15 protein-coding genes are annotated in these 15687 nt (G+C 39.5%); 11 read left to right on the top strand and 4 right to left on the bottom strand.

Annotated features, from left to right (window positions below; genetic code table 11):
* Positions 1-62: 62 nt before the first annotated feature.
* Positions 63-734: a tetratricopeptide repeat protein gene (locus HDE70_RS21435; RefSeq protein ID WP_183865977.1), complete on the bottom strand. Its 672-nt coding sequence runs from the start codon at positions 732-734 to the stop codon at positions 63-65.
* Between the two features lie 199 nt (positions 735-933).
* On the opposite strand from HDE70_RS21435, the gene recF reads away from it, so the two are divergent.
* Positions 934-2037 carry a DNA replication/repair protein RecF gene (recF, locus tag HDE70_RS21430; protein WP_183866291.1) on the top strand — a complete coding sequence of 368 codons (1104 nt, stop codon included), beginning with the start codon at positions 934-936 and terminating at the stop codon, positions 2035-2037.
* Positions 2030-2320, top strand: a complete 291-nt coding sequence (locus tag HDE70_RS21425; RefSeq protein WP_183865976.1) for a DUF721 domain-containing protein — start codon at positions 2030-2032, stop codon at positions 2318-2320. Before recF ends, HDE70_RS21425 begins: the two co-directional genes overlap by 8 nt.
* 244 nt (positions 2321-2564) lie before the next feature.
* Here HDE70_RS21425 and HDE70_RS21420 read toward each other — a convergent pair whose 3' ends face one another.
* Together HDE70_RS21420 and HDE70_RS21415 are read right to left on the bottom strand one after the other, a co-directional pair.
* The gene (locus HDE70_RS21420; protein ID WP_183865975.1) at positions 2565-3287 is read right to left on the bottom strand and encodes an FKBP-type peptidyl-prolyl cis-trans isomerase; all 723 of its coding nucleotides are present in this window, start codon (positions 3285-3287) and stop codon (positions 2565-2567) included.
* A gap of 82 nt (positions 3288-3369) precedes the next feature.
* Positions 3370-3789 carry a nucleoside-diphosphate kinase gene (locus HDE70_RS21415; RefSeq protein ID WP_183865974.1) on the bottom strand — a complete coding sequence of 140 codons (420 nt, stop codon included), beginning with the start codon at positions 3787-3789 and terminating at the stop codon, positions 3370-3372.
* Between the two features lie 149 nt (positions 3790-3938).
* Here HDE70_RS21415 and HDE70_RS21410 point away from each other — a divergent pair, with 149 nt between their 5' ends.
* The 8 genes from HDE70_RS21410 (at position 3939) to HDE70_RS21375 (ending at position 12954) form a co-directional block, all read left to right on the top strand.
* A complete protein-coding gene (locus HDE70_RS21410; protein ID WP_183891777.1) occupies positions 3939-4949 on the top strand; it encodes a DHH family phosphoesterase in 1011 nt (336 codons plus the stop codon).
* Positions 4950-5115: 166 nt separating this feature from the next.
* On the top strand, positions 5116-6108 hold the full coding sequence (locus tag HDE70_RS21405; RefSeq protein WP_183865972.1) for an FKBP-type peptidyl-prolyl cis-trans isomerase: 993 nt from the start codon (positions 5116-5118) through the stop codon (positions 6106-6108).
* 70 nt (positions 6109-6178) lie between these two features.
* Positions 6179-6946, top strand: a complete 768-nt coding sequence (locus HDE70_RS21400; protein ID WP_183891776.1) for a TatD family hydrolase — start codon at positions 6179-6181, stop codon at positions 6944-6946.
* 6 nt (positions 6947-6952) lie between these two features.
* A complete protein-coding gene (locus HDE70_RS21395; protein WP_183891775.1) occupies positions 6953-7969 on the top strand; it encodes an asparaginase in 1017 nt (338 codons plus the stop codon).
* 18 nt (positions 7970-7987) lie between these two features.
* Positions 7988-9403 carry an MBL fold metallo-hydrolase gene (locus HDE70_RS21390; RefSeq protein WP_183865969.1) on the top strand — a complete coding sequence of 472 codons (1416 nt, stop codon included), beginning with the start codon at positions 7988-7990 and terminating at the stop codon, positions 9401-9403.
* A 7-nt stretch (positions 9404-9410) separates the two neighbouring features.
* On the top strand, positions 9411-10379 hold the full coding sequence (locus HDE70_RS21385) for a YpdA family putative bacillithiol disulfide reductase (RefSeq protein ID WP_183891774.1): 969 nt from the start codon (positions 9411-9413) through the stop codon (positions 10377-10379).
* Between the two features lie 79 nt (positions 10380-10458).
* Positions 10459-11430, top strand: a complete 972-nt coding sequence (locus HDE70_RS21380) for a polyprenyl synthetase family protein (RefSeq protein ID WP_183891773.1) — start codon at positions 10459-10461, stop codon at positions 11428-11430.
* Between the two features lie 72 nt (positions 11431-11502).
* Entirely contained in the window at positions 11503-12954 is a 1452-nt protein-coding gene (locus HDE70_RS21375; protein WP_183865966.1) for a M20/M25/M40 family metallo-hydrolase, read from the top strand.
* Between the two features lie 325 nt (positions 12955-13279).
* Here the strand turns inward: HDE70_RS21375 and HDE70_RS21370 are convergent, their stop codons facing one another.
* On the bottom strand, positions 13280-13930 hold the full coding sequence (locus tag HDE70_RS21370) for a DUF6266 family protein (RefSeq protein ID WP_183891772.1): 651 nt from the start codon (positions 13928-13930) through the stop codon (positions 13280-13282).
* 375 nt (positions 13931-14305) lie between these two features.
* Between HDE70_RS21370 and HDE70_RS21365 the strand changes: the two genes are divergently transcribed.
* Positions 14306-15334, top strand: coding sequence for a LacI family DNA-binding transcriptional regulator (locus tag HDE70_RS21365; RefSeq protein WP_183865963.1), 1029 nt, complete (start codon positions 14306-14308; stop codon positions 15332-15334).
* The last annotated feature ends 353 nt before the right edge of the window (positions 15335-15687 follow it).

The following is a 15687-nucleotide window of genomic DNA, read 5'->3' as shown; positions in this document are numbered from 1 at the left end:
AAGTATTAAAACAAAAAAAAGGCCCGCATAAAATGCAGGCCTTTGTCAAATAGTTGCAAATTTTATTTTCCTTGTGCAGCAGTAACACGCGCAATGTACTCATCAATCATGGCAGCTTCCTGGCTTGCAGGGAACTCATTTTTGATTTTGTTGTAAGCGTCTTCTGCGTTTTTATAGTCTTTTTGTGATTCGTAAACCAATCCTAATTTTTTAAGGAACAATGGAGAAGTAAACTTGTTGCTTGATTTATCAGCCGCTTTTTTGTAATAAGTAATCGCCTGACTATAGTCTTTCAGCTCACTGTAAGCGTCACCTAACATTCCTAATGCCAGTGGATCTGCAACAGGGCTTCCTGTTTCTGAATATTTACCTAAAACTTCAGTTGCTTTTTTATACTCCCCTTTACGTAAATAAATTCCACCAAGGTAGAGGTTTGCTAAGTTTGCTGATTTAGTATTGTTATACTCTTCAGCGATTTTTTCAAATCCAGGGTAACCTGCATCTCCGCTGATCGCTTTGTTAGCCAGAGAATCTACCCCAACATATTGTTCTGCTTTGTACATTTTTGCAGAAGCCTCTTCAGCTCTGTCCTTTAAATATACATTCTGATACCAAAAGTATATGATCACTAATACGATTACCGCTGCGGCAATGAATAAAAGGCTTTTAGAGTTTTCCTCTAAGAATGAACCTTTTTTAACGTTATGATTTACTTCTTTTTCTGTTGTGGACATTTTATTTAAAAAAATTAAGGATTGCAAAAATACATTTTTCGGTTAAAGTATCAACCTCTTTTTCAGTATTTAAATAAAAATTTTGATACTCAGTGTTTTTCGAACCTCCTGAATTAGATGTGAATAGGATAATGATGAAACAAATCTGTAGATCAGCTTCTTTTAACAAAGCTAAACGGTAACTTTGCAGACTCATACTATGTGGTTAAAAAACATTACTCTGCTCAACTTCAAGAATTATTCTGATGCTGATTTACGGTTTTCAAAAACGGTAAACGCGTTTATCGGGAATAATGGCGCCGGGAAGACCAATTTGCTGGATGCTATCCACTATCTGTGCCTTTGCAAGAGCTATTTCAATCCGATTGACAGTCAGCAGATCAAAACTGCTGAAGAACTTTTTATGATCCAGGGGGATTTTGACCGCCAGGAAAAAAATGAAAAGATAACCTGCGGCGTCAAGAAAAATCAGAAAAAGCAATTTAAGCGGAATAAAAAAGAATACGATAAGCTGGCCAGTCATATCGGACTGTTTCCATTGGTGATGATTTCGCCCTATGATGTCACGATTATTATGGATGGGAGTGAGGAACGCCGTAAGTTTATGGACAATGTGATTTCTCAGACTGATTCACAGTATCTGGACGAGCTGATGTTATATAACAGGCACCTGCTCAACAGAAATGCGTTATTGAAACAGATCGCAACTACACGCCGTTATGATCCTGCTCTGCTCGAAATATTTAATGAACAATTGATTGGCTGCGGAGAGAAGATTTTTGCAAAGCGCCAGCAGTTTATGGTAGATTATATAGAACTGTTCAATAAATACTATCAATATCTGACTGAGGATGCAGAACAGGTCTGCTTAACTTATCAATCTCAGCTGAATGATACTCCTTTTGAAACCTTATTGCTGCAATCTGTAGAAAAAGATAAAGTACTCGAAAGAACAACGACCGGAATTCATAAAGATGATCTGATTTTCACGATCCGGGATATGCCTTTAAAGAAGTTTGGCTCACAAGGACAGCAGAAATCTTTCCTGATCGCATTAAAACTCGCACAGTATGCTTATGTAGAAAAATATAAAGGCTTCAAACCTTTATTGTTATTAGATGATATTTTTGATAAGCTCGATGAACGCCGGATGCATAAGCTGATGGAAATGGTTTCTCATCATGACTTCGGACAGATTTTTATTACCGATACCGGAAAAGAAAGAGTGCTGAATATTTTCGATAAGATCAAAGTTCCCGTAACTTTATTCGAAGTAATTAACGGAGGTATACAACATGCGTAAACCTAATGACATGACCTTAAAAGATGCCATTTCAAAAATGCTGTCTGTTTACAGGTTAAAAGGGAAATTTGATGAAACAGGCGTTGTCGCCATGTGGCCGGAAATTATGGGAACTGCTATCGGAAACCGGACAACACAAATCTATATCGCCCATAAAAAGCTATTTGTTCGTATTGAGTCTTCTGTGATCAAAAACGAGCTATTAATGGTAAGAACCGGCATCATCCAGAAACTGAATGAACGTGCCGGTTCAGAGGTCATCAATGAAATTATATTCCTGTAGGATTAGCCTTTACTTCCGCCACCAAATATTTTGCTGACTACCCATATAATAAGGGCAAGCACTACAACAACTACAATTATACCGGACCAGACTCCGGCCTTGAATATCCCCTCTATAAGTTGACAGCTACTTAAAGTTGTCATAATCAGAGCTACAAATGCGAGTGGTAAATATCTTTTAATTTCCATAGTGTGTTAATTTATTTACTCACAACAAATCGCCTATGAAATGGTTTTTAAAAATATTATTTACCGTTTATTTTTAATAATTCAACTTCAAAAATCAGCATACTGTAAGGAGGGATGTCTTTTCCCATCGCGCGTTCGCCGTAAGCTAATTGATAAGGAATGAAGAATTTATATTTTGAACCCGGAGACATCAGTTGTAAACCTTCGGTCCATCCTGGAATCACTCTGTTAACTGCAATAGAAAGCGGTTCTTTTCTATCATAAGAACTGTCAAATTGTTTTCCGTCCAGTAAAGTGCCTTTATAATTCACCAATACATTATCCGTAGCAGTAGGTTTTGGCCCTTCGCCAGGAGTAATTACAATATACTGTAAGCCACTTGCCGTATTTTTAACATTGATTTGTTTCAGATTGCCTTCCAGGAAGTTTTTTTCCTTAGCGATCTGTGGTGCATATTTTTCCATGGTAATTGTTTTAAATAGATCTCCGATTGCTTTTTGTGAAGCCTGCTCATTTAATAACGGCGTTTGTCCCTGAAAAGCATCTTTCAACCCTTTAATCAGTAAATCATAGTTCAGTGCTTTCAAACCATTGGTTTTTAAGCCGGAGCCCATGGAAATACCGAAAGCATAACTTGCTGAATCTGCAAGGCTGGTCATTCTGGCAGGAGCAGCGGTTGATTTTACAAGTGCTTTTTTTGTTGCAGGTTTACGTTTAGTCTGTGCAGTTACCGCATAACCGCAAAAAGGAATCAAAAGGGTAATGATTAATTTCTTCATGTTTTAGAATTGGTTCAATGTTGTCGTAACGAAAATAAGCACCCCATAAGAGTGCTTATTTTATAATTTTATTCAGCAAAAACTAGAAACGTTCAGCAGCAGTGAAGAAGAAATCTCCTTCGATTGCAGCGTTCTCGTCCGAATCAGATCCGTGAACAGCATTCGCATCGATAGATTTAGCATATTTTTGACGGATAGTACCTTCCGCTGCATCAGCAGGGTTTGTAGCACCGATTAATTTTCTGAAGTCTTCAATAGCATTATCTTTTTCAAGAATGGCAGCTACGATAGGTCCAGAAGACATAAAGCTAACTAAATCACCATAAAATGGACGATCTTTGTGTACTTCATAGAATTTACCAGCAGTTTCTGCCGTTAAATGAGTGTATTTTAAAGCAATGATTTTAAAACCAGCAGCAGTAATGTCATTGATAATTGCTCCGATATGTCCATTTGCAACTGCATCTGGCTTAATCATTGTAAATGTTCTGTTTGTAGTCATCTTTGTGTTATTTATTTTGCAAAATTACATTTTCTATAGTTAATATTAAACACCTAATTAAAAGAAGCTACCAGAAAATTGTTCAGGCACATCTGATTAAAATTAAACAGCTTCCTATTCATTAAATTATTAGATTTGCAGCGAAAATTATGCTATCCCTTTCCCAACTCAAAACATTGCTGGCAACGCCGCAGAAAATTGTAATTACTACACACCATAAACCTGATGGCGATGCTATGGGCTCTTCTTTGGGCTTATACGCATATTTGATCCAGAAAGGGCACCATGTCAAAGTAATTACCCCAACAGATTATCCGTATTTCTTACACTGGTTACCAAATAACTCTGATGTAATGATTTATACAGAAGCCAAAGAAGAAGCAGAGCAATTAGTTGCTGATGCTGCGCTGGTATTCTGTCTGGACTTCAATACCCTGAGCCGTATCAACGAGCTTGGAGAAGTAATCCGGAATTCATCTGCCTACAAAATTATGATCGATCATCACCTTGATCCTGAAGATTTTGACGATTACAGACATTGGAGTATCAATGCTTGTGCAGCGGCCCAGCTGGTTTACGACTTTATTGTCAATGAACTGAAAGATGGTGAACTGATGAATAAAGACATTGCGACCTGTTTATATACCGGTATTATGACCGACTCAGGTTCATTCCGTTTCCCTTCTGCAACTTCTACAGTTTACCGTATTGGTGCTGATCTGATTGATGCGGGAGCAGAGCACTGGCGTATTCACCAGTTAGTTTATGACAATGCTACAGAAAACCGTTTGCGTTTCCTGGGGAACTGTCTGACTAATAAACTGGAAATCATCAGGGAATTTAATACTGCTATTATTTCAGTTACTGCCGAAGAACTTAAACGCTTCAGCATCGTTACTGGTGATACAGAGGGAATTGTAAACTATGCACTTTCCATCAATGGAATTAAATTAGCAGCTTTTATCATTGAAAGGACAGATAAAGTTAAATTATCTTTGCGCTCAACGGGTGATTTTCCTGCGAATGAGATTTGTAAGAAGTTTTTCAATGGTGGCGGGCATAGAAATGCAGCTGGCGGATACTCTGATTTGAACCTTGAAGATACGATTGCATACTTTAAATCTATTTTACCGGAGTATAAAACACAATTATTGCAGTAATTAATTTAAAGTTTGCTTAAACTTGCTTTTTGTAAGCGTCTGTTTAAATTTAGACTCTAAAAGAAAAAACAAACAAATAAAATGGAACGTAAAGCATAGATTGTATAAATTGCAGGATAGCTGAAGCGTGCTTCATGAAATTAAAATAAAACACAATAAATCTAAAATGAAAAAAACATTAGTAATTCTTTTTGCCGCTACACTTGGTTTAGCAGCTTGTAACAACTTCAAAAAAGGTCCGGGAGGCCTGATGTACACGATCCACAAGACTGAAGGAAAAGACAAAATCGTTGAAGGTGATATTATCAAAATCAATGCAATCCAGAAAACTGAGAAAGATTCAGTAACCAGCAGTACTTATGATATTCAGCAACCAGCTGTATTCCCTGTATCTAAAAAACAATGGGCAGGAGATATCTCTGACGCTTTAATGTTATTAGCAGAAGGCGATAGTGCTACTTTCAAAATTGACCTGGATTCAATGGCTAAATATTCAAACCAGCCAAAACCAGCTACTCAAAAAGACAAATACATGGTTTTCACTGTGAAAATCGAAAAAGTAATGCACAAAGCTAAAGGTGAAGCGGATTCAACTTTCCAGAAAAAAGCGACTGAGTTTTTCCAGAAAGATTTCCAGGCTACTGTTGCTAAACATAAAGCTGCTGAAGCTGGTAAAATCAAAAACTTTATCGAAGACAATAAACTAAAAGTACAAACTACTGCTTCTGGTTTACAATATGTAATTACAGCTCCCGGTGATGCACAAAGAGCTACACCTACAGATACTTTAATGGTAAATTACACTGGTAAATTACTAACTAAAAAATCTGATGGTAAAGAAAGCATTTTTGATACAAGTATCGAAAAAGTGGCTAAAGAATCAGGTAAATTCAATGCAATGGCACAATATGGCCCGCGTCCATTTACTATTGGAAGAGCAATTCCAGGATTTGACGAAGGTTTGAAGTTAATTGGTAAAGGTGGAAAAATCACTTTAATCATTCCTTCAAAATTAGCTTACGGTGAAGGTGGAATGCCACAAGGCGGTATCACCCCATTCTCTCCATTGGCTTTTGATGTTGAAATTACTGACATCAAAAAACCTACAGGTGCACCAGCTGCTGCTGCGCCGGTTATGGCTCCTGCTGCTAAAAAATAATTTTGATTTTAATCAAACGTATAAACCCTGTCCGGTAATCCGGACAGGGTTTTTTTATTAACTTTGTTTTATGTTTTTAACCGATACGCATACGCATTTGTATTACGAAACGGAGGAGGAAAAACAGGCGCTGCTTTTTCAGCGCTGTTTCGAAAATAAAATAGACCGTTTATTCCTTCCTAATGTTGATATCTCTTCCATCGCAAAGATCGATGACCTGGTCAGAAAGTATCCTGATAATTGTTTTGCAATGGCAGGCCTGCATCCTTGCGAGGTCAAAGAAGGCTATCAGGAAGTACTAAAAGAAATTCATCAAAGCATTGAAGGCAGAAAGATTTACGCTATTGGCGAGATCGGTATTGACCTTTACTGGGATAAAACTACGCTTGCAATGCAACAGGATGCCTTTTATGAACAAATCAGATGGGCTAAGGAATTAAAGCTTCCGATTGTGATTCATTGCCGCGAAGCTTTTGATGAAGTATTTGAAGTACTGGAAGCGGAAAAAGGAGAAGATCTTAGAGGAATCCTTCATTGTTTTACCGGTAACCTGGAGCAAGCACAAAGAACTATTGAATTAGGCTTCTACTTAGGGATAGGTGGTGTGGTTACTTATAAAAAGGCTGGCCTGGACGAAGTACTTTCACATATAGACCTGGAACACCTGGTACTGGAAACAGATTCACCATATCTTGCGCCTGTACCTTACAGAGGTAAACCTAACGAAAGCAGTTACCTGGTACACATTGCACAGAAGGTTGCTGACATTTATCATATCCCTGTGGAAAAAGTAGCAGAAGTAACTACAGCTAATTCTATAAAAATATTTAACGTCTAGCTTTACATGACAAAAATTCTCATTATCTATACAGGTGGAACTATCGGTATGGTCAACAACCCGCTAACGGGTTCATTAATTCCTTTTGATTTTGAACAGATCCAGCAGAATGTACCTGAACTGGCCCGTTTGAATTATCATTTGTCGGTACACTCTTTTAATCCCATTCTGGATTCTTCCAACATGGACCCGGTTATCTGGGCAGAGCTGGCCAGAATTATAGAAGACACCTATGACGATTATGATGGATTTGTTGTGTTGCACGGTTCTGATACGATGGCTTATACGGCTTCTGCACTGAGCTTTATGCTGAAGAACCTGGCCAAACCAGTGGTACTGACTGGTTCGCAGCTGCCTATTGGAGAAATCCGGACAGATGCCAAAGAGAATTTAATCACTGCCCTTGAAATTGTTGCTACTAAAATTAACGGCGTAGCAATGGTGCCAGAAGTTTGTATTTATTTCGATTATCAGCTGTTCCGCGGAAACCGCTCCATCAAGTATAATTCAGAGAAGTTTGAAGCTTTTCAATCTCCAAACTATCACATTCTGGCAGAAGCGGGAGTAAGCCTTTCTTTCTATACGAATTATATTCACGATCTTCCGCAAGAACCTTTAGTGGTACAATCTAACTTCAATGCTAATATCGGGGTGCTGAAGTTGTATCCGGGTATTACCCCGCAGGCTGTTCAGGCGATTACCACGTCATCAGTAGATGCAATTGTCCTGGAAACCTTTGGTTCGGGTAATACCACGACTGCAAAATGGTTTATTGACAGCTTGCAAGCTGCCATAGATCAGGGTAAACTGATTGTTGACATTTCGCAATGTCAGGGAGGATCAGTTGAACTGGGTAAATATGAAACAAGTAAAAAATTACAGCAAATGGGCATTATCAGCGGATTTGATATGACATTTGAGGCGACAGTAACCAAGCTAATGTATTTGATGGGTCAAAATCTTACAAATACTGAAATTGCCGGGCTAATGGAGCAATCTTTGCGCGGTGAGTTAACAGCGTAATATAAAAACATATTCTAGATGAAGATAGAGCAAATTTATACGGGCTGTCTGGCCGAGGCAGCTTATTATATTGAGAGCAATGGAGAGGCGGCAATTATTGATCCTTTAAGGGAAGTTCAGCCTTATCTTAAAAAAGCTAAGCTGGCTGGTGCAACCATCAAATATATCTTTGAAACACATTTTCATGCTGATTTCGTTTCCGGGCACGTTGATCTTGCCCAGCATTCAGGTGCGAAAATTATTTACGGACCTACTGCACAAACAACTTTTGATTCTCATATTGCACAGGATGGAGAAACGTTTAAAATCGGGGATTTAACAATTACGACTTTACATACGCCGGGCCATACCCCTGAATCTACAACCTATTTACTGAGTGATAAAGATGGCAAGCCTTACTGTATTTTTACAGGGGATACACTTTTTATCGGAGACGTAGGCAGACCAGACCTGGTACAAAAAGGAGCACAAACAGCCGAAGAGATGGCTGGAATCTTATATGATTCTTTACAATCGAAAATTCTTTCTTTACCGGATGATGTGCTGGTTTACCCGGCCCATGGTGCAGGTTCTGCCTGTGGTAAACATATGAGTAAAGAAACATTTGATACTTTAGGGCATCAGAAAGAAGTTAATTACGCGCTTAAAACAGCTAACCGCGAAGATTTTATTCAACAAGTAACGGAAGGTACTTTACCTCCGCCACAATATTTTGCGAAGAATGCAGCCATCAATAAAAATGGCTATGAAAGTTTCGCCCAGGTGAAAGAAAAGGGATTAATCCCAATGGAACCGGAAGAATTTGAAGCTACTGTAAATCACATGGGCGCATTAATCCTGGATACCAGGGACCCGCAGGACTTTGCCCGGTCTTTTATCCCATCGTCAATTAACATTGGGCTGAACGGACAGTTTGCCCCCTGGGTAGGTGCATTGATTACGGATTTGAAGCAACCTTTACTGCTCATTGTAGAAGAAGGAAAAGCGGAAGAGGCGATTACCCGTCTGGCCAGAGTCGGCTATGACCATACTATTGGTTATCTGGAAGGTGGTATTGCTGCATGGATAAAAGCGGGTAAGGATGTAGAAACTATTGGTTCAGTATCTGTGTCTGAATTTGAAGAAATGATGCACGCTCATCCGGATTTGAAAGTACTGGATGTCCGTAAGCCCGGAGAATATGAAGCCGGACATTTAGAGTGTACTTTAACCCGTCCGCTGGATTATATCAATGACTGGACGAATGAAATCAATCCTTCAGCAACTTATTATATCCACTGCGCAGGAGGTTACCGGTCAATGATTGCCGCGTCTATCCTTAAAGCAAGAGGGGTAGAGAACGTAATTGATATCAAAGGCGGTTATGCTGCCATCCGTTCCACAGGTCTGAAACGCACAGATAACGCTGCGTCAGCCAAAGAACTTAAATCCTGATTTGTTAATGGAAGAATATGATGTGCTGATCATTGGTGCTGGCCCGATTGGTATGGCTTGTGGAATAGCAGCCCAAAAGGCAGGACTTAAATATATTATTGTAGAAAAGGGTGCGCTGGTGAACAGCTTGTATAATTACCCTGTTTTTATGACTTTTTTCTCTACTTCTCAAAAGTTAGAGATTGGAGAAGTGCCGTTTGTGAGTATCAACCCTAAGCCGAACCGGAATGAGGCGGTAGAATATTATCGCCGGGTAGCAGAGAAATTTGATTTACAAATTAATCTTTTTGAAAAAGTACAGGAAGTTAGTAAAATAGCAACCGGTGAATTTGAGGTTCAGACTTCTAAAAGGTCCTATAAAGCTAAAAATGTGATTATATCCACAGGATTTTATGATGTGCCTCTTTTAATGGATATTCCTGGAGAGAGTTTGCCTAAAGTTGCACATTACTATAAAGATCCGCATTTATATGCTTTCCAGAACGTCGTGGTGATTGGTGCAAATAATTCTGGTATAGATGCTGCGCTGGAAACTTACCGGAAGGGCGCGAAGGTTACGCTGGTTATCCGTAATTCTGAAATTGGCTCTTATGTCAAATACTGGGTGCGCCCGGATATCGAGAACAGGATTAAAGAAGGAGAGATCAAAGCTTATTTCAATTCAGAAGTAATTGCGATTACTGAAGATAGCGTGACTATCAAAACTCCTGAAGAAACGATCACTATAGCCAATGACTGGGTGATTGCGATGACTGGTTATCAGCCTGATTTTGGGATGCTGAAAAAACTGGGCGTAAAACTGGATGGTGAATCAGGTACAGCTCCGGCTTATAATCCGGAAACTATGGAAACAAACTTGCCGGGTCTATATCTTGCAGGGGTAGTTTGCGGAGGGATGGACACGCATAAATGGTTTATTGAAAATTCCAGGATTCATGCAGAACAGATCTTTCAGCACATTACTTTAAAGCACTAGACTTAATAATTCAATTTTAAAATTTCATTCAAGCAGAATTAACTGAATTTAGTTAAGTTTGCAAATATTTCAAACCTGAATGCCGGGAATAAATCAGATTAAGAAACCCATAGCCGCAGATATAGCAGTCTTTGAAGAAAAGTTCAAGGCCTCCATGCACAGTGATGCTCCATTATTGGATCGGATCACACACTATATCGTCAAGAGAAAAGGTAAGCAGATCAGACCTATGTTTGTTTTCTTTGCCGCTAAACTTTGCGGGGGGATTATTGAATCCACACATCGTGGTGCTGCCCTGGTTGAGTTATTACATACCGCAACACTTGTTCATGATGATGTAGTCGATAATGCTTATGAGCGCAGGGGCTTCTTTTCTATCAATGCTTTGTGGAAAAATAAGATTGCGGTGCTGGTTGGTGATTATTTGCTGGCCAAAGGGCTTTTGCTTTCTGTAAATAACAATGAATTCCGTCTTTTGCAAATCGTTTCTGAAGCGGTTAAGCAGATGAGTGAGGGAGAGTTGTTACAAATTGAGAAGGTGCGCAGGATGGACATCGGGGAAGAACTTTATTTTGATGTTATCCGTCAGAAGACCGCCTCACTGATTGCTTCTTGTTGTGCTTGTGGTGCTGCATCAGCTGGTGCGGACGATGAGACGATTGAAAAGATGCGTTTATTCGGAGAGAAGGTTGGTATTGCTTTCCAGATTAAGGATGATACTTTCGATTTTGGAACGGACGATGTGGGTAAACCTTTAGGGATAGATATTAAGGAAAAGAAAGTTACACTTCCTTTAATTTATGCTTTAAATCGTGCAGACAAGGCGGAGAAAAAGAAAATGATTAACCTGGTGAAGAATCACAATGATGAGCCTGCTAAAATACAGCAGATCATTGATTTTGTGAATGAAAAGCAGGGGGTACATTATGCCAATGAAAAAATGGCACAGTATCAGCAGGAAGCGTTTGATATCCTATATACTTTTGAAGAGAGTGAAGCCAGAACAGGGCTTGAACAATTAGTTCGTTATACAACGGAACGTAAAAAGTAACAATTCCCATACAGTATCTTTTTGTCGTTATATATTTTAATTAAAAGCTTATTTTAATCGAAATATATTTCCATGAAGATACTTTTCTCTCTCTTTTTCGCCGGGCTGGCAGTTTCTGCACATGCTCAGGATAATTTCGGTAAAGCTTTTAGTCAGATTAATACAGATGTACAGGAACATTCGAAGGCTTATAGCACTTTGAAGTCTGCTACAGAAACTATTGGTCACCGTTTAACTGGTTCTGCAAATGGGGCCAAAGCGGAAGCTTATGCTTTTAATTTATTTAAATCTTACGGATATGATGTGCGTTATCAGCCTTTCGAAGTAGAGAGCTGGAGCAGAATCAGCAATGAAACTAAAGTAGGTGATGGGACTGGTTCGTTAAAGGTTATTCCTTCTGTGGCTTTGGCACATTCTCCGGTAAAGTCTGCTGTTTCGGCTGGTCTGGTTGATTTGGGTAATGGTTTGGAGAGTGATTATACGAAGGATGCTGGTTTAGTGAAAGGTAAGATTGCTTTGGTTTACCTGGGGGTATTACCGGGATCTCCTGCGGGTACTGCTTCTTTACACCGTTCTGAGAAGACGGCGCTTGCGATTAGTCATGGTGCTGTTGGGATTATCATTATTAACGGGGTTAAGGGCGGTGTGTTGTTGACGGGAACGGCTTCGGTAACGGGCAAGTTAATTTCTATTCCTGCGGTTTGTATTGGGTTAGAGGATGGAATGCGTTTAAAGGAGGAGTTGAAATCCAGGCCTCAGTTTGCGAGTTTGACTATGACGAATTTCTCGGGTATGATTAAAGCGAGAAATGTAATTGCCACTTTAAAGGGTGATTCTTTGCCGGATGAAAAGATTTTAGTTGGCGGGCATCTGGATAGCTGGGATCTGGCTACTGGTGCAATTGATAATGGAATTGGTTCTTTTGCGGTAATGGATATGGCAAGGTCTTTTAAGGCGCTGAAGTTGAAGACGAAGAGAACGGTAGAGTTTATTTTGTTTATGGGGGAAGAGCAGGGGCTGTTAGGCTCTAAGGCTTATATCGCACAGGCAGAGAAGAAGGGTGAGCTGGGTAAGGTGAAGTTTATGTTGAATTATGATATGACAAACGATCCTAAGGGTTTTGCAACAAGCAGGGCTGAGATGAAGGGGTTGTTTACGAGTTGGGGTGAGGAGATTGTGAAGATTGATACGGGTTTCAAGAATGTATTTGTTTTTGGGGCGTGGTTGCATAGTGATCACCAGCCATTCATGTTGGAAGGGATCCCTACTGGTGGTGGTGCTGGTGGGGAACTGCCTAATCATTCGGGACAGTTTTATCATTCTGATGGGGATAGTTTCAAGTTGGTTGATGAGCAGGGTTTGAAGAATACGGTCAGGTATAGTGCAATGTTGACTTATGGGTTGGCTAATACGAAGGTGCTTCCGGTTGGAAAACAGTCTGATGAGGATTTGAAAGGGTTTTTGAGACAGAATAAGTTAGAGGAGCCGCTAAAGATTGCTGGGGAGTGGAAGTGGGATAAATAAGTCGTTCCTCCGATCCGAAAAAAAAGCAATATAACCATGTTCGGCCGACATTGCCTTCGCCCGAAGAGGGCTCGGAATGAATGTCCTCACATTGGTATATTGCTTTTTTTTCTGGTATCTCCATATTTGTAGTGGGGGGTGGCAGGATGGTTAGGTAGGATTCTAGGTAGGGATAGTTATGGTAGGATTGCCTGTAGGGATAGTTATTCAGGATGGCCAGGATAGATAATAGGAATACCTGACCGGCTGGAAAGATTAGCGGAATATGGTATTTGATAGGAACTGCCTGCTCACTACGATCAGGCTGTGATACTGTTCTGGTAATTTAATTTGTGAATCTTCCGCAATACACGCTTTTAGAAACTTCGTCACTCATGATGTCTTTAAAAGCGATGAATACTTCATAAGTGTTATCTTTGATATAACCGGGTTTCATGGGAAAATTGTGGCTGAGTTCATCTCTTTGTGCACCGCTGTAATTAGCATGCACACGCCCGAATTTTTTGTTGTATAATAAAATGATAGTACGGTCGTTTGGATTACCTGTAGCTGTAATATCCTGATCCCAGGTGAAGTTAAAGGCGTTTTCAGATACGTTGACCTTTACGTTTTCGGGTTTCAGCAGTGCTCCGTCTGCGACTAACACAGCGTTCCAGTTTATTTCCTGGTTCGGGAATTCTCCCTTAATTGCATGCAGCAGATTAACAGATTTGGCGGCATTGTTTGCAGTAATGTTCCGCTCTTCTGCTATATGTTTGAATCCTGTTCTCAGGAATGGCTTAACATTTTTTAAAAAGGGGGTTAATACCTTCATTTTGCCGTTTTGTGCCTGCTGAGGGATAGTCCTAACCTTTTTTTTATGTTGCTTTGCAGGTAATGTGCGGGCACATATCTTATTCTTCCATTCATAAATCACAATATTTCCTATTCTTCCTCTGATACCTGCTAATAAAGAGCCTTCCTGTAAAATTGCCATAATCTTGTTTGGTTAGTTTCAACAATATACGTAAATATTAAACAATAGTGTAGTAAATAATTTTTGTTTAAAAAATAATTCACCTTTAGTTTAGTTGTTATTCGATAGCGATTGGGTGAAGTTTGAAGGGCCTGTGAAAGCTCTCCGAATGACGTCTGAACAAGGTAGGTCTAGTGCATTGATTGTCAATGAGTTGCAACAGGTGTATTCAGGCTCTTTTTTTGACTTATTTCTGGTAGCTATATCGTCAGATAATGGACTGGTGCGCTGTCCTCTGAAAAGAGAGGACTCAGGTAGGGCAACTCTATTTAAATTAGGAGAGGTTACTGATTTTCGGTTATATTTACGCTGTAAAAAATAATTGCAAAAGCGTAGATGCGTAATATCAATATCAAAGAACTGGCGAAAGCGCTTAATTTATCGACTTCAACTGTTTCCAGGGCTTTTCGGGATAATAGTGATATTAGCAAAGAAACGAAGGATAAGATTCTGACTGCGGCTAAAGAGCTGAATTATCAGCCGAATCATTATGCAAGCAATTTAAGGGAACAGCGCAGTAAAACGATCGCAGTTATTGTTCCCGAATTAGCCAATCATTTCTTTTCACAGGTAATTCATGGGATTGAAGGCGTAGCCAGAGCTAAGGGGTACCATATTCTGATCTATGCTACAGATGATGATTATGAGAAAGAAGTATCTTTTATCAGGCATTTACACAATGGGCGCGCAGATGGGATTATTATGTCGGTATCGGGAGAGGCGAATGATCATAATTATCTGAATGAGCTGAATCAGCAGCGGTTACCACTGGTTTTCTTTGACCGGGTTTATGAAGATATTATTACACCAAGGGTGATCACCAATGACTATGACAGTAGCTTTTCGGCGGTTCAGCATTTAATTAAGCAGGGCTGTGAACGGATCGCGTGCCTGGTTATCAATAAGAACTTATCGATTGGTAAAACCAGGATGCAGGGTTATCTGGATGCACTTGAAAAATATAATATCCCTTTTGATGACAGGCTGATCGTGGATTGCACGAATAGTTATAAACGGAATAATGTAATTCTGAAGGATATGTTCAAAAGGCTGAAGCCGGATGGGGTCTTTACTTCGGTTGAGCGTCTGGCATTTGCCACTTATTATGCTTGTCATGATCTGGAAATTACTATCCCTGATCAGGTGAAAGTGGTGGGTTTTTCAAGCCTGGAAATAGCGCCGTTGCTTAACCCTTCTTTAACGACGGTGACTCAGCCGGCTACAACGATAGGGGTGGAGGCAGCATCGCTTTTATTCAAGATGCTGGAACACCCGGAGTCGGTAAATGTCAATGAAAAAATAGTACTTGACTCTAAATTAATGAAGCGGAATTCTACCGCTGTTCTGCCGTTAAAAAAACGTTAAATTTCTATTACTAAATCGAGACTTTTTAAGCAGAAATTTCCTGGGTTCTCCGGAAATACGCAGAATTTAAGTTTTTTTTCCTGTCGCCATTGTTAATAAGGTTCCTTTACTTCGGGAACGTTCCCGGTATCGTTCCCGGAAATTCATCTGAAAAAGACTTAGTGTAAAAAAAACACTTTTATTAGGTTTGAATCAGAGCTAAATTGTTGATTTACAGTTTTTTGATTTAGTGTTTTGGAGGTGTGCGTTGGAAAAACACGTAGAATTTATTAAGGTATTTTGGTCTTTTTGTAATATTAAATATTGTGTTAAAAAATTATTTGATATTAAATTTTGAAATATGATCCTCGAAT

This window comes from Pedobacter cryoconitis, from assembly GCF_014200595.1.
Taxonomy (GTDB): Bacteria; Bacteroidota; Bacteroidia; order Sphingobacteriales; family Sphingobacteriaceae; genus Pedobacter; species Pedobacter cryoconitis_C.
Note: the sequence above shows the minus strand (reverse complement) of the source record. Positions and strands in the feature narration are given on the sequence as shown.

Excerpts from the sequence above, each read along its gene's own strand:
- recF (WP_183866291.1), top strand. The coding sequence starts at position 934 with ATGTGGTTAAAAAACATTACTCTGCTCAACTTCAAGAATTATTCTGAT.
- HDE70_RS21410 (WP_183891777.1), top strand. The coding sequence starts at position 3,939 with ATGCTATCCCTTTCCCAACTCAAAACATTGCTGGCAACGCCGCAGAAA.
- HDE70_RS21365 (WP_183865963.1), top strand. The coding sequence starts at position 14,306 with ATGCGTAATATCAATATCAAAGAACTGGCGAAAGCGCTTAATTTATCG.
- HDE70_RS21405 (WP_183865972.1), top strand. The coding sequence starts at position 5,116 with ATGAAAAAAACATTAGTAATTCTTTTTGCCGCTACACTTGGTTTAGCA.
- HDE70_RS21385 (WP_183891774.1), top strand. The coding sequence starts at position 9,411 with ATGGAAGAATATGATGTGCTGATCATTGGTGCTGGCCCGATTGGTATG.
- HDE70_RS21390 (WP_183865969.1), top strand. The coding sequence starts at position 7,988 with ATGAAGATAGAGCAAATTTATACGGGCTGTCTGGCCGAGGCAGCTTAT.
- HDE70_RS21370 (WP_183891772.1), bottom strand. The coding sequence starts at position 13,930 with ATGGCAATTTTACAGGAAGGCTCTTTATTAGCAGGTATCAGAGGAAGA.
- HDE70_RS21435 (WP_183865977.1), bottom strand. The coding sequence starts at position 734 with ATGTCCACAACAGAAAAAGAAGTAAATCATAACGTTAAAAAAGGTTCA.
- HDE70_RS21400 (WP_183891776.1), top strand. The coding sequence starts at position 6,179 with ATGTTTTTAACCGATACGCATACGCATTTGTATTACGAAACGGAGGAG.
- HDE70_RS21425 (WP_183865976.1), top strand. The coding sequence starts at position 2,030 with ATGCGTAAACCTAATGACATGACCTTAAAAGATGCCATTTCAAAAATG.
- HDE70_RS21415 (WP_183865974.1), bottom strand. The coding sequence starts at position 3,789 with ATGACTACAAACAGAACATTTACAATGATTAAGCCAGATGCAGTTGCA.
- HDE70_RS21380 (WP_183891773.1), top strand. The coding sequence starts at position 10,459 with ATGCCGGGAATAAATCAGATTAAGAAACCCATAGCCGCAGATATAGCA.
- HDE70_RS21420 (WP_183865975.1), bottom strand. The coding sequence starts at position 3,287 with ATGAAGAAATTAATCATTACCCTTTTGATTCCTTTTTGCGGTTATGCG.
- HDE70_RS21375 (WP_183865966.1), top strand. The coding sequence starts at position 11,503 with ATGAAGATACTTTTCTCTCTCTTTTTCGCCGGGCTGGCAGTTTCTGCA.
- HDE70_RS21395 (WP_183891775.1), top strand. The coding sequence starts at position 6,953 with ATGACAAAAATTCTCATTATCTATACAGGTGGAACTATCGGTATGGTC.